The organism is Bradyrhizobium sp. Kon56, assembly GCF_055807635.1.
This window is the reverse complement of record NZ_JBVVOU010000007.1, coordinates 166,433-179,966: the sequence shown is the minus strand read 5'-3', so window position 1 is coordinate 179,966 and position 13,534 is coordinate 166,433. Positions and strand designations below refer to the sequence as shown.

Here is a 13,534-nt window from a genome sequence, read left to right as displayed (position 1 = left end):
CCCTTTAGGCCTCGAGCACGCTTTTTTTGCCCCAGAGGCCGCGCGCGCGGAACGTCACGACGGCCACGAGCAAGATGTACATCGACAACAGCGACCATTCGGACGCGTAGGCGCCGGCAAGGCCGACACACAGTCCGACCAAAAGACCCGCCACGACCGCACCCCAAAAGCTGCCGACGCCCCCGAGCACGATCACCAGGAACGCAGGAATGACCGCATCGACGCCCATATGCGGGCGAATGCCCCAGATCGGCGCGACGATGATGCCCGCGATCGCGGCCAGCATCGTGCCGAACACGAAGACCAGCATCCGCAACCGCGACAGGTTGATGCCGAGCGCGCGAACGATCTCGCTGTCATGCGCGCCGGCCTTGACCGTCGCACCGAACGAGGTCTTTTCGATCAACAGCCAGACCAGGCCGATGACCCCGGCCGCGATGCCCGCTGCGTAGAAGCGATAGGTCGACCAGATCAGGTCGCCGAACAGGAAGCCGCCGTTGATGGCGGACGGCACCTGCAGCACGTAGTCGCGCGTGCCCCACACCAGGCGGATCATCTCTTCGATCACCATCGTGGCGCCGAAGGTCAGGAGCAGCCCGTAGAGCGGATCCTTGCCGTAAGTGCGCCGCATGCAGAGCTCGATCAGCATGCCGACCAGACTCACGATCACGGGAGCAATGATCAACGTCGCCGCATAGCGCCAGCCGAGCGGCAGCGCGAGCCACGCTTTCGCAAGTTCCATCGGCAATGGAGGGCGCGGCCCCGTGAGCTGCATGGCGACATAAGCCCCGAGCGCGAACAGGGAGCCGTGCGCGAGGTTGATCTGCTCCATCAGCCCGACGATGAGCATGAAGCCGAGTGCGATCAGCGCGAACAACAGGCCGAGCGTCAGGCCGTTGAGGAGATGCGGAAGAAGGTCGAACAAGGTTTTTGGCTCTCGCAACTGGCATGTGTCATCCGGGAGGCTGACGGTCCCGGAGGCGCGGCGCGCGAGATGCGCGCCGCTCGTTCTGCGATGTGACGCACCGTCTCTAGGAGTCGACGGTCGGCACCTGCTCGTAGGGGGTGAGCTTGCACTTGCCGGGTGCCGCATCATCGGCGGCCGATTTCGGCTCCGTCCAGCTGATGATCTCGAACAGATCGGTATTGTCGACCGGCTTGGCGTTGCGCCGCGCCAGATAGATCGTCTGCTGCATCTGGTGCGTCATCGGATCCATGTAGGCGTCGAAATGCTGCATGCGATCGGTCGCCGAGACCTTCAGGTTCTCGAGCTCCTTGATGATCTTGACGTTGTTGGTCGACCCTGCCCGCTCGATCGCACGGAGCAGTTCGCGCGTGGACATGTAGCCGTTGTAGGAGACGTTGCCCGGCACCGGGATCGGGCCGTCCTTGTTGGCGGCCTGCCACTTCTTGACGAATTCGGCGACGCCGGGCAGCGGCAGCTTGTGATACCAGGTGGTGCCGAACACGCCGAACAGGCTGTCGGGCGCGCCCCACACATCGGGCCAGTCCTGCTGGTTGTTGATCCAGGCCGGCTTGCCGTCGAGCTTGAGCTGCGCCACCTGCTCGCGCAATGCCTTGATATCGTCGCCGCCAACTGCGGTCGCCACAACATCGGGCTTGGCCTGCTGGATCTTCAGCAGATAGGCAGTAAAGTCGCGCGTGTTCTGCGGCACCAGCAGATTGTCGAGGATCTTGCCACCGGCGCTCTCGACCTGCGTCCTGGTCGCGGCAGACGTCGTGTGACCCCAGACATAGTCGTTGGTCAGCAGCATCCAGTTCTTGCCGATGGAGTCCACCGCGTTCTTGACCGACGCCTTGGAAAAATTGGTGCCGTTGCCGTCCCATACGAATTTCACGCGCGAGCAGTTCTCCCCGGCTTCGCTGGGCGCGGAGGAATTGGTGTTCATGTAGATCACACCATATTTGCTAGCGACCTGTGTGATGGCGTTGGCGACGCCCGAATGCAGCGCGCCGATCAGGATGGTGCAGTCCTCGCGGGTGATGAAACGTTCCGCGACGCGGCTGCCGGTAGCTGGCGTCGTCTCGGTGTCCGCCGTGATGAACGTGACCTGGCGCCCGAGTACGCCACCTTTGGCGTTGATCTCGTCGATCGCCATCTTGATGCCGCGGAAATCATCCTGGCCGCTGTTGCCGTATTGACCGCTGGCATCGCACGTCAGGCCCAGCTTGATCGGTTTCGCGCCTTGCGCCCAGGCATGATTCTGCCGCCACGGCCCAAAGAAGCTGCCGGCGCCGCCGATGACGCTCGCCATCAAGCTGCCCTTCAGAACGCTTCGCCGTGAGATCTGACGCCCTCTCATCGTGTCCTCCCGTTTCCGAAGTCTTTTGCTTCTTGTGGGATTAGAATATTCATTCCATATGTTATGTAAAGTAGAATATTTGATCCAAATGGTGAAATGCCGTTAAACAGGCGGCCGATCCGGAGATCCGACTCGATGAACAAGGCGGCTGGCGCCATGACTTATGACGAACTGCGCGGCGCGATCGCGCAGCGGCACCGGGCACTGTCCGGCCGGTTACAGCAGATCGCGGAGTTCGTGCTCGATCACCCGACTGATGTCGCACTCGGCACCGTGGCGGAGGTGGCGCAGCGCTCAGGGGTGCCGCCGTCGGCGATCGTTCGCTTCGCGCATGCGCTCGGGTTCGGCGGCTTCACCGAGATGCAGCAGGTGTTCCGCTCCCGTCTCGTCGCCGGCGTCGCGCCAAGCTACAAGGCGCGCCTCGCCCGCATGAAGAGCCAGGAGAAGTCAGTGCTCGGCCGCCAGCCGGCCGCGGTCTTGTCGCGTTTCGTGTCCGAAGCGCAATCATCGCTGGTCACGCTCAGCCAATCCGTCCATGCGCGCGAACTCGACGCCGCAACCGCGATCCTTGCCAAGGCACGTGACATCTATCTGCTCGGCCTGGGCGGCTCGTTCCCGGTTGCGATCCACCTCGCCTACGTGCTGCGCAAGCTCGGACGGCGCGTCGTCCTGCTCGACGGCCTTGGCGGCAGCATCCACGAGCAGTCGCACGCGGCGACATCAGACGACGCGCTGGTCGCGATCAGCTTCCGAAATTACTATCCGGATACGGCGCGCTTGTTTCCCGAACTCGTCGCGCGGGGCGTGCCCACGATTTCCATCACCGACAGCCTTTTGAGCCCGATCGTCGAGGGCGCGAGCGTCGTGTTCGAGATCCAGGACATGCCTGAGCCCGCGCTGCGTACGCTTGTCGCACCGATGTGCCTCGTGCAGGCGTTGGCGATCGGCCTCGACCTCGCCGCAGACTGACATTCACAACAGGAACAAGATCATGACATCGCATGACACCAACAAGCTTCTGGCAGGCAAAGTTGCACTGGTGACCGGCGCGGGGCGCGGGCTCGGCCGCGCTTTTGCAGAGAAGCTTGCCGCGCTCGGCGCTGACGTCGCCATCCACGGCATGCGCGAGAACGGGCCGGCCGAGTATGGCGAGGGCACCACCCTCACCGCGGTCGCCGTCGAGATCGGCCGCGAATTCGGCGTTCGCAGCCAGCGCGTGCTCGGCGATCTCACCAAGGGCGAGGACATCGCACGCGTCATCGCGGAGACCGAAGCGGCACTCGGCCCGATCGACATTCTCGTGCACAATGCCGGGGGCGATATCGCGGCCGGGGGCGGCAAGCCCGATCCGAACGATGCGGTGAATATCAAGGAGGCCGACGTGCGCGCGGTGCTGGAGCGCAATCTGCTCTCCACCATCCTGACATGCCAGGCGGTCGCGCGCGGCATGATGGAGCGCCGACGAGGCCGCATCGTGACGCTTGGCTCCGTCGCCGCTTTCAAGGGACGTACCCAAGGCTCGATCTATGCGGTCTCGAAGGCCGGCGTGACCCATTACACGCGATGCCTGGCCGACCAGCTCCGCCCCTACGACGTCGCCGTCAACTGCATCGCGCCCGGAGATACCCGCACCGGCCGCTTCCTCGGAACGCGTGCAGTCGACCCCGACAGAATGGTCGAGACCGGCACGCTCGACCGGATCGCAACCGTCGACGAGGTCGCGCGCGTTGTCGAATTCTTCGCAGGGCCCATGGGCGCCTTCGTTTCCGGTCAGGTGCTGCGGATCGACGGCGGCGGGCAGTGCTGGCCGGGCTAAAACGCACGCGCGAAGCGAAACAGAAAAGGGCCGCTGCAAGCGGCCCTTTGCGTGATCTCGAATTGACTGAGCCTAGTCCACGCGCGCCAGCACCGCGAGCTTGCGGATGCCCTTGTTGCGGTAGGCGTCGAGGAACGCGTAATAATCCTTGAACGACACGCAGCCGTTGGAATCGCCGTTGGGCCCGAGCATGAAGGTATGCGCGAGCAGGCCGTCGCGGCCGTAGATCGCGCTCTCACCGCCAATCGGGGTCAGGCGCAGCGCAGGCACGCCGTGAAACAGCGCCTCGCGCGGTTTCAGCGTGTAGATATGCGGCGGCGTCACACCGCGCATGCGGACGCGCGAGGAGCGCGGGTCGTCGAGGTTGGAACCGAGGCCGGAATGCGCCTCGAGCTTGGTGCCGTCGGGCAAGTAAACCGTTTTAGCGGAGATGTCGTAGACCGCGGTGTCACGCTCATAGGGCGCCGAACCGCCGAGCATGGGGTTCTGCTCCCTCGGCGCGATGGAGGCGGTCACGCTGGCGTCGGCCGAGGCATAGGCGAGCAGCCCACCGGACGGCTCGCGCTTGCCCCAGAGCTTTTCCACCATCGACTGGCGCGGTCCGGTAATCGACATCACCGCAGCCTTGGCGCGATCGGCAATCGATTTTGGCTTCGCCTCAGGCGCCGGCACGATCTCGGCCGGATCTGCCGAGGCAAGCTGCAGCGGCGCGTCAGCGCCGCGCTTGGACTTCGCAGCGTCAGCGATCTTGGCGGGACCTGGCTTCAGGACTTCCGCGACCCTCGCGATCACGCTCGGCTTCGGCGCGTCCTTGGCTTCGGCGACCTTGGTTGCGGGCGCGGCGCTGGCCGCATTCGATGTCACGCCTTGGGTCGCAGCCGCGGCAAAGCGATCGTTGAACATCTCGCGCGAGATCGGCGCTGCCACCTGGAAGCGGTCGGGCAAGAGCGCAAAGGCGTCCTTGACGGCCTCACCGGCCTCGCGCAGCGCGACCCTGGGCGCCCGCTTGATCACGGGCTCGTCGTAGCCGCTGCTGCCGACGGTCGGATAGACGCTGGCGGCAAAGATGTTGCTGTAGATGGTCCAGCCGGCGCCAAGCACGACGCAGCCGATCACGGCGGCGCCAAGCACGTTTTGGGTGGTCATTTTCCGGGAAGGCTTCCGATAGGAATTGCTCGAGAATCCTTTGGACTTTCGTGCCGCGATGCCTTGCGCAGCGATACTCGTACTCATTCGCCTTGGGTCCAGAACGGTGTCACTCGGTCCCCCTTCGAAGCGCCGCTGGTCACGATCCGGGAACAGCATCTCGCAGAGGGTCGGAGCGTCATTAAGGCCACTTTTAGTTAAATGCGGATTAAGTTCGGGCGGATGTGAGGCAACCCGTTGGGGTGTCCCATTTCGAGAAAAAAGCCCGCAGAACTACGGACTTAAGGGCGTCTGTTAACTATAATTCTCGGCGGGATTGGCGTTGCCGGCGACCGTCTCCGGCCGCATCTCTAAGGCCATCCAACCAAGTCGTTTTCGTGGTGTTCAATACCCGGAAGATAGCGGGGGAAGCGTTGCGCGAGGCTGGTGCGCAAGCACCCTCTGCTCCGCAGCCGCAGCGCGGTTGTCAGCAGCTACACCGCGCACGCGAGCAGGTGCCCTGACCGAAAGTTGATCGCACCGCACTGGAAAAGGCCGCAGCGAGAAAATAGCTACGGCAACCGGCACTTTTCAGCAGCCTCTGCGTGTGATACGGTACCGTATCAAGATCGCCTTGAACTGTGCCGAGCACGCAAACGGAGGCTGGCATGAGAGAGTTCGTGCGCGCAGGGTTTTTCGCTCTGGCGGGGTCGTTTCTGTTGATCGGACACGCGATTGCCCAGCCTGCCGCCAATGTGGGCTGCACGGCGACGCCATCTGCTGCCGGTACGCAGACCTGGCGCTGCAACAACGGCATCACGATCGTTGCCGAAAGCGGTGCCAGATTTGAACTTAAGGACGCTAACCGCGACGGACATATAGACTCGGTGGAGTTGAGCAGCAAAGCGCTGCTGGTCGAGGTGCCCAAGAAGCCCGGCGGCAATCCCTTCAAGGTGCTGACGCCGCAGGCGATCGCCGCGGTGCGCGGCACGAAATGGGCGGTCGATGTCGCAGAGGCCAAGACCTCCGTCTTCGTGGCTGACGGCCGTGTCGGCGTGAGCCGCAGGAATGGTGGGCGCAGCGTGGTATTAGACCGTGGCCAAGGCGTCGACGTGGAAGCCACAGGCCCGTTGACGGTCAAGACATGGGGCCAGCCGCGCGTCGACGCGTTGATGGCAAGACTTGGTCAGTAAGACTTGGCCAATGGTTCGGGTCACCTGGGCGCGGCGAACAGCATTTGGACGATAGAGAAATTGCAACACGACCACATGAGTAGCCGACGCGTTCAGATCCTGGTGGCACTCGTCCTCACCGCACTGTGGGGCGCGGGCATCTATGCCGGTCACGCCAACGGTCATCTGCGGTTTCTCGATCGCCTCGAGGCGACGCTGGCGGATTGGCGGACGCAGGTCCGCGGCGTGCGGGTTCCGCCCGATCTCGTCACCATCGTCGCGATCGACGACACCGTCGTGAAGCGCGGCGGCAGCTATCCGCTGCCGCGCGCCGATCTCGCCCGCGTCGTCGACACCATCGTGCAGTTCAAGCCGAAGGTCGTCGCGATCGACCTGCTGCTGGTCGATCGCAGCGCTGCGATCGGCGACGCTACGCTGGCAAATACGCTGGCTACGGGTCCCATCGTCCTTGCCGCCGCAGCGATCTTCCCGTCCGCCAGCGAGACCGTGGAGACCAGCGGCCAAGGCCCCCTCGCCGCCCTGCCGCAGGCCGAGCGCTTCCTGCTGCCCTTGCCGGCGTTCGCCGATCATGCCGAAGTCGGCGTCGTCAATGTTGCGACCGGACAATCGGGCTCACCGCTCTCGGTGCCGATGCTGTTCCGGACGAGCGACAAGGTCGAGCTGTCCTTTCCGTTGCGGGTCGCGGCGCGCGCGCTCGACAAGTCGCTGACGATCGCGCCGGACCATCTGATGCTCGGCGACCGCGCGGTGCCCACCGATACCGACTTCGCGTTACCGATCACCTATTACGGCCCGCGCCGGACCATCCGCACCGTCACCGCACAGAGCATCTTCGACGGCACGTTAAGTCGCGCGGCGATCGAGAACCGGATCGTCGTGATCGGGGCCTCGGTCGCCGGCGGCGGTGATTTTTACCCAACACCGTTCGATTCTCTAATGCCCGGCGTCGAAGTGGTCTCCACCGCGATCACCCATCTCGTCGCCGGCGACAGCATCGTGCGCGACCGCAAGGTCCACATCGCCGACGCGCTCATCGCGATCCTGTTGCCGATGCTGCTTGTGGGCCTGCTCGCCTGCCGGCGCAGCGCGCTCGGCATCGTCGCGGCGGCCGCGGTGATGATCGCCTGGACCGGATTCAATCTGTTTGCGTTCACGCACGGCGTCTGGCTGAACGCCGCGACCACGCTCGCCGCAGCCGTGCCGCCGGTTGCGGTCTTTGCCGGCGTGCAATTATGGGCGGGAGGCCGCCGCACGCAATATTTCGCAGCCAAGAGCCGGTCGCTCGCGCAATTCCAGGCGCCGGCCGTGCAGGAGTGGTTGGCGCGCGATCCGAATTTCCTGTCGACACCTGTCCGGCAGGACGCCGCCGTGGTCTTCATCGATCTCTCCGGCTTCACGGCGCTGAGCGAGCGGATCGATCCGGGCGAACTCCAGGACATTCTGAAGGCGTTTCACGCGCTGATCGAGAAGACCGCGGTCGATTGCGGCGGCATGATCAGCGGCTTTCTCGGCGACGGCGCCATGATCCTGTTCGGCCTGCCCGGCGCGATGCCCGACGACGCCGCACGCGCGCTGAAATGCGCGATCGACCTGCACCGCGGCGTCGAACGCTGGATCGCGTCGCTGCCGCCTGCGATCAGGGATCAGCTCGGCTTCAAGATCGGTGCGCATTTCGGCCCGATCGTCGCCTCGCGCCTCGGCGAAAGCCATCAGCACATCACGGCGACGGGCGACACCGTCAACGTCGCGAGCCGGTTGATGGAGGTTGCCGTTCAGAACGGCGCGCGGCTCGCGCTCAGCGATACGCTGCTGGATGCGGCCGACTTTCAGGGCGGTCCCGACGGCGTTCTGTCGGGCCCCCTGCTCACGCAGGTCCGCGGCCGCTCCGGCGTCGTGAGCGTCTGGTTCTGGCGCGACCAGGACAGGCCGAACCAGGCCTCGACCAAGGCCGAGATGATCAACTGAACTTTCGTCGTCGTTCCGAGGAGAGCTACCGCGCTTCCGGCGGCGGCGAGCGGTCCAGCACGTCGCCCTTGGCGCCTTCGAGCAGATCGATGCTGTAAGTCTCGATCACGAGCGGGCCGCGCTTGCGCTGCAATTGCGCGACCTGCGTCACCTTGGCAAAGAGATCGTGGACGGCGGGATGGCCGTCAGAGCGCAGCTCGTCGACATAGATCAGTTTGCCCGCAAGCAGCTTTGGATCCGGCTCGGGCATGTTGGCCCAGCGGATGCGCTGGTTTTGCTGCGCCACGCAGCTGCCGCGCGGCAGATAGAAGGCGAGCCAGCCCGTCGTGCCGTAGTCCGGGGCAAGCACGCAGGTCGCGCCATTGCGAGCTCGCACCGCTTCGATTTCGGCAGCGAGCTCGCGCCAGCCGACGCCGACGCTGCGCACGGTCGCATCGCGGCGATAGCCGGACAGCCAGCCGGTATTGGCCTGCACGATCAGCGCGGCAAACATCACGATGCCGGTGGGTGCGGCCCAGCGCAGGCAGAAATCCACCAGGCGACGCTGCCGCGGCTTCCACTGCACCAGATTGGCGGCGGCGGCCGCCGCGATGACGAAGGGCGGATAGACCGGCGCGAACCAGTTGGCCTCGACGCGGGCATGCAGCGAATGCCAGACGAAATAGGCGACGATGGTCCAGAACATCGTCTCGATCAGCACGCGCGAGGCGAGTGCGCCGGCCCGGCGCCAGGTCAGCGCGTGCAGCCCCATCGCGCCGAGGATGAACACCAGCGGGGTTGCGAACGCGATCTGCGTCGGAATCAGCTCGGCGATGAAGACCGGACGAAAATCCTCGATCCTGGCGCGCCCGAGCTGCTTTGCGAACGAGACCCATTGATGATCGGCATTCCAGAGGATCACCGGCGAGAACAACGCGAGCGCAACGAAACCGCCCAGATACGGCCAGGGCGAGAGAAACCAGTGCCGCAGTTTCGGCACGGCAGCGATCCAGATCAGGATCGCCAGCCCGAAGAACATCGCGGTGTATTTGGACAGGAGCGCCGCACCGACGGCTGCGCCGACCGCGAGCCACCAGATGCCGCGGCCGCTCTCCAGCACCTTGGCGAGAAAGAACAGCACGAAGCTGGAGGCAACCAGAAGCGGCGCATCGGGCGTGACAATCAGCGTGCCAACCGAGGCCAGCAGCGTTACATTGAGCAGGATGGCGCTGGTCGCGGCCACCCGCGCGCCGCCGATCAGGATCGCGGCGGAGCGATAGACCGCATAGCTCATCGGCAGCGCGAGCAGGATCGAGACCACGCGAACGCCGAGCTCGGTGTCGCCGGCGATCAGGGTGCCGGCGCGGATGACGTAGGCAACCATCGGCGGGTGGTCGTAGTACCCCCCGGCGAGGTTCTGCGACCACATCCAGTAATAGGCTTCGTCGAAGGTGATCGGCGTGAAGGCGGCTGCGACGAGCCGCAAGCCGACCAGCGCAACGGTCACCAGCGCCGTATTGCGGACGATCCGCGCGTCAGCCCCGCCCATCGTGAGCTATTTCTTGCGCCAGACGAACAATCCGGACATCGCGTAGTTCCACACCACGCCCATCAGCGCCCCGGCCGCACCCGCAAGCCACCAGATCGGCTCCTGGTCGTAGACCGAGAAGGCGACGCCGACATTGGCGAGCAGGCCGACGCTGCACACGATGTAGAACGCGATCAGGCCGCGCAGCAGTGCAAAGCCCTTCAGCCGCTGGTCGCGGTAGGTGAGGAAGTTGTTGAGGACGAAATTGCTGGTCATTGCGACGATGGCGCCGGAGGCCTGCGCTTCCGCGAACGGCTCCTTGAACAGCTCGAGCGATATGAACAGGGTGGTGAGATGCACCACGAGGCCGATCCCGCCGACCATCGCGAACAGCAGGAAGCGTAACGAGACAGCATCGTTGGTGAACTTCGCCAGAACGAGGCCGAGAAAATCCAGCGCGACCATGGAATCGAGCTTGCTTTCGCCGTGCTGGCGCTCGCCGAACGTGTAGGGAATTTCGATGGCGCGCAAGGTGCCGTTAGCGCTTGCGACGAGGTCGAGCAGGATCTTGAAGCCGTGCACGGAAAGTTTCGGCGCGAGCTGCTCGAAGCGGTCGCGGCGAACCATGAAGAAGCCGCTCATGGGATCGGCGATCTCGACCCGCAGCGCTTTCCTGGCGAGTTCCGTTGCCAGCGCGCTGGCGCCGGCGCGCTGCTTGTTGAAGCCTTCGCTCTTGTAGCCCTCGATGTAGCGGCTGCCGACCACGAGTTCGGCCTGCCCGCTCGCGAGCAGCGACAGCATCTTCGGCAGTTGCGTCTCGTCGTGCTGGAGGTCGGCGTCGATCACGGCCGCATAGGGCGCGCTGGAGGCCAGGATGCCCTCGATGCAGGCCCCCGACAGGCCGCGGCGGCCGATACGGCGGACACAGCGCACGCGGCTATCACGCTGGGCCAGCGCGCGCACGACGTCCCAGGTGCCATCAGGCGAATTATCGTCGACGAACACGACCTCCCAGGCGATGCCGGCCAGCACGGCCTCCAGCCGCCGGTACAGCACCGTGACATTGTCGCGTTCGTTGAAGGTCGGGACGACGACCGACAATTCGGGCGCCGGCGAAGCCTTCTGTGGGATGTCGGAGCCCGGTCTGATCGCTTCATTCATGACGGCAGCGTATATCCGCCGCGTCCTGTGCTGCCAAGAACTTGCGCCAGCAAGCCAGGGTTTCTCTGGGGGGCGGCCCCAAAAGGGGCCAAAAATGCCAACGACCCCGGAAGGGCGGGCCGCGCGTACATCCGGCGCAGCCTGTGCTATTCCAAGGTCGTTCCAGCGCCGGAGTTTTTCGCTCAACGTCGCCGTTAGAAGCTAAATGGGAACGGTAACGCCGCTTTACAAGGGGCGAAAGATGCCTTTTTCACGCGCTTACTGGTTCGGGACTTCCTTGATCACCGGCCCTCGCGGCACGGGCGCGGCAGGGGCCGCCGGCGCCGCAGCCCCGGCCGGCTCGGCCTTCGCAGGCTTGGGCGGCTTGCCGTACTGGCCGATCGGCCCAAAGACGACGGCGACCGCAAGCACAATCGCCGCGACGATCGCGCCCAAAATGCCCCCCACCGACTCAGACGACATGGAAACCCATCCCTGTTCCAGATGCGCCCAGTGATACCATGGATGAGCGCGCTGCCGGAAGGGCTTGCCGGACGCACCGGTTCAATGGGCTATTTCTGCGGCGGCTTGTGCTTGACGAAGGCCGTCACGATGTCCTTCTGCGCCGCCTCCACCGCCCTGTTCGCGGTCGCGAGATGGGCGCCGGCATCAATATCCGGATATTGCGCGGTGAGATAATCGAGCAGTGCCACCCGGTAGTATTGTCGCTCCGACGGACAGGCTCCGGCGACGGAGCGGCCAAAATCCTGTTCCGACAGGCCCTGATTGCCGACGCGCGAATATTCCCGCGCCAGGCAATGCCAATAATCGTCGCGGCCCTGCGTGGCGAGCTTCTGCGCACCCTTGGCATCGTCATCGTCGGCCATAACTGAAGATATCATGGCAGCAGATGTCATCATGACGAGCGCCGCTCCCACCATCAGCATCCGCATCTTGTTCTCCTTTTTTCGCAGATCCTATCGCGAGCTTAGACGGGACGTCGCAACTGGCCAATCACAACTGGTTTGATTAGGATGGAGGCCCTCCTCCCGCATCCGAGATCCTCCCGTGGCCAAAGCAAAAACCGCGTCCAAAAAATCCGGCAACATCTTCATCGGCATCGGCGGCTGGACCTTCGAGCCATGGCGCGGGGTGTTCTATCCGGAGAAGCTCACGCAAGCCAAGGAACTGTCCTACGCCGCCTCGAAGCTGACCTCGATCGAGATCAACGGGACTTATTACGGCTCGCAGAAACCGGAGAGCTTTCGCAAATGGGCGAGCGAGGTGCCTGATGGTTTCGTGTTCTCGGTGAAGGGGCCGCGCTTCGCCACCAACCGGCGCGTGCTGGCCGAGGCCGGAGATTCCATCAAGCGTTTCTATGATTCCGGCGTGCTGGAACTCGGCGATCATCTTGGGCCAGTGCTGTGGCAGTTTGCGCCGACCAAAAAATTCGACGGCGCCGATTTCGGAAAATTCCTCGAGCTGTTGCCGCGCAAGCTCGAGGGACGCGCGCTGCGCCACGTCGTCGAGGTCCGTCACGACAGTTTCTGCACGTCGGATTTCGTCGCGCTGATCCGCGAATTCGAGACGCCCGTCGTGTTCGCCGAGCACGGCAAATATCCGGCGATCGCCGACGTCGCCGGCGATTTCGTCTATGCGCGACTGCAGAAGGGCAATGACGAGATCAAGACCTGCTATCCGCCGAAGCAGCTCGATGCCTGGGCCAAGCGCTTTCAGGACTGGGCCGAGGGAAGCGAACCCGACGACCTGCCGAAGGTCGACAAGGCCAAGCCGAAGAAGGAGCCGCGCGACGTGTTCGCCTATGTCATCCACGAGGGCAAGGTGCGCGCGCCAGCCGGCGCGATGGAACTGATCGCACGGGTGAGCTGAGGTATTTCGCTAAAGGTGTCTCATGGCAAAGGCAAAAAAGCTCTTCACCATCGGCTATGAGCAGACGCCGCCGAAGGCAGTGCTCGACGAGCTGGAGCAATCCGGCGTCAAGCTCGTCGTCGACGTGCGCGCGGTGACGTCATCGCGCCGGCCCGGCTTTTCCAAGAGGCAGCTCGCCGCAGGCCTCGATGAACGCGGCATCGCCTATGTCCATCTGGCAGCGCTCGGCACGCCCAAGGAAGGCCGCCTCGCCGCCCGCAGCGGGCAATACGATGTACTGGAGAAGGTTTTCTCAAAGCACCTGAAGACGCCGGAGGCCAGGGAGCAGATGGACGAGCTCTCGGCGCTGGTGAAGAAAGCCGGTCCCGTCTGCCTGCTTTGCTACGAGCGCGACCACACCCATTGCCACCGCCAGATGATCGCGGAGATCATCGAGGAGCGCGATGGGGTAACGGTGAAGAATTTGGCGGGACGGCAGGCCTGAACGACTCTCTCCGTCATGGCCGGGCCTGTCCCGGCCATCCACGCCTTGCCACACAGCACGAAGAACGTGGATGCCCGGGCCTTCGCGTCG

13 protein-coding genes are annotated in these 13,534 nt (G+C 64.4%); 6 read left to right on the top strand and 7 right to left on the bottom strand.

Annotated features, from left to right (window positions below; genetic code table 11):
* Window positions 1-4: 4 nt before the first annotated feature.
* Together AC0L3B_RS13980 and AC0L3B_RS13975 are read right to left on the bottom strand one after the other, a co-directional pair.
* Entirely contained in the window at window positions 5-925 is a 921-nt protein-coding gene (locus tag AC0L3B_RS13980; protein ID WP_473380525.1) for a branched-chain amino acid ABC transporter permease, read from the bottom strand.
* 106 nt (window positions 926-1,031) lie between these two features.
* Window positions 1,032-2,324, bottom strand: coding sequence for an ABC transporter substrate-binding protein (locus AC0L3B_RS13975; RefSeq protein WP_231190578.1), 1,293 nt, complete (start codon window positions 2,322-2,324; stop codon window positions 1,032-1,034).
* A 135-nt stretch (window positions 2,325-2,459) separates the two neighbouring features.
* Here AC0L3B_RS13975 and AC0L3B_RS13970 point away from each other — a divergent pair, with 135 nt between their 5' ends.
* Complete coding sequence (locus AC0L3B_RS13970) at window positions 2,460-3,293, top strand: MurR/RpiR family transcriptional regulator (protein WP_018455610.1); 834 nt, start codon at window positions 2,460-2,462, stop codon at window positions 3,291-3,293.
* A gap of 22 nt (window positions 3,294-3,315) precedes the next feature.
* Window positions 3,316-4,140 carry an SDR family NAD(P)-dependent oxidoreductase gene (locus tag AC0L3B_RS13965; protein ID WP_018455609.1) on the top strand — a complete coding sequence of 275 codons (825 nt, stop codon included), beginning with the start codon at window positions 3,316-3,318 and terminating at the stop codon, window positions 4,138-4,140.
* 72 nt (window positions 4,141-4,212) lie between these two features.
* On the opposite strand, the gene AC0L3B_RS13960 is transcribed toward AC0L3B_RS13965, so the two are convergent.
* Complete coding sequence (locus AC0L3B_RS13960) at window positions 4,213-5,286, bottom strand: DUF2778 domain-containing protein (protein WP_473380524.1); 1,074 nt, start codon at window positions 5,284-5,286, stop codon at window positions 4,213-4,215.
* A 647-nt stretch (window positions 5,287-5,933) separates the two neighbouring features.
* Here AC0L3B_RS13960 and AC0L3B_RS13955 point away from each other — a divergent pair.
* Window positions 5,934-6,458, top strand: a complete 525-nt coding sequence (locus AC0L3B_RS13955; RefSeq protein ID WP_473380523.1) for a FecR domain-containing protein — start codon at window positions 5,934-5,936, stop codon at window positions 6,456-6,458.
* Between the two features lie 75 nt (window positions 6,459-6,533).
* Entirely contained in the window at window positions 6,534-8,423 is a 1,890-nt protein-coding gene (locus tag AC0L3B_RS13950; RefSeq protein WP_473380522.1) for a CHASE2 domain-containing protein, read from the top strand.
* Window positions 8,424-8,448: 25 nt separating this feature from the next.
* On the opposite strand, the gene AC0L3B_RS13945 is transcribed toward AC0L3B_RS13950, so the two are convergent.
* The 4 genes from AC0L3B_RS13945 to AC0L3B_RS13930 form a co-directional block, all read right to left on the bottom strand.
* Complete coding sequence (locus tag AC0L3B_RS13945; protein WP_473380521.1) at window positions 8,449-9,951, bottom strand: glycosyltransferase family 39 protein; 1,503 nt, start codon at window positions 9,949-9,951, stop codon at window positions 8,449-8,451.
* Between the two features lie 6 nt (window positions 9,952-9,957).
* A complete protein-coding gene (locus AC0L3B_RS13940; RefSeq protein ID WP_085351076.1) occupies window positions 9,958-11,091 on the bottom strand; it encodes a glycosyltransferase family 2 protein in 1,134 nt (377 codons plus the stop codon).
* A 258-nt stretch (window positions 11,092-11,349) separates the two neighbouring features.
* Window positions 11,350-11,553, bottom strand: a complete 204-nt coding sequence (locus AC0L3B_RS13935) for a hypothetical protein (protein WP_026232985.1) — start codon at window positions 11,551-11,553, stop codon at window positions 11,350-11,352.
* A gap of 89 nt (window positions 11,554-11,642) precedes the next feature.
* Window positions 11,643-12,023 (bottom strand): hypothetical protein, encoded by a 381-nt coding sequence (locus AC0L3B_RS13930; RefSeq protein ID WP_026232984.1) that lies wholly within the window; start codon window positions 12,021-12,023, stop codon window positions 11,643-11,645.
* Window positions 12,024-12,138: 115 nt separating this feature from the next.
* Between AC0L3B_RS13930 and AC0L3B_RS13925 the strand changes: the two genes are divergently transcribed.
* Window positions 12,139-12,960 carry a DUF72 domain-containing protein gene (locus tag AC0L3B_RS13925; protein WP_085385045.1) on the top strand — a complete coding sequence of 274 codons (822 nt, stop codon included), beginning with the start codon at window positions 12,139-12,141 and terminating at the stop codon, window positions 12,958-12,960.
* 22 nt (window positions 12,961-12,982) lie between these two features.
* Window positions 12,983-13,444 (top strand): DUF488 domain-containing protein, encoded by a 462-nt coding sequence (locus AC0L3B_RS13920; protein ID WP_018455600.1) that lies wholly within the window; start codon window positions 12,983-12,985, stop codon window positions 13,442-13,444.
* The last annotated feature ends 90 nt before the right edge of the window (window positions 13,445-13,534 follow it).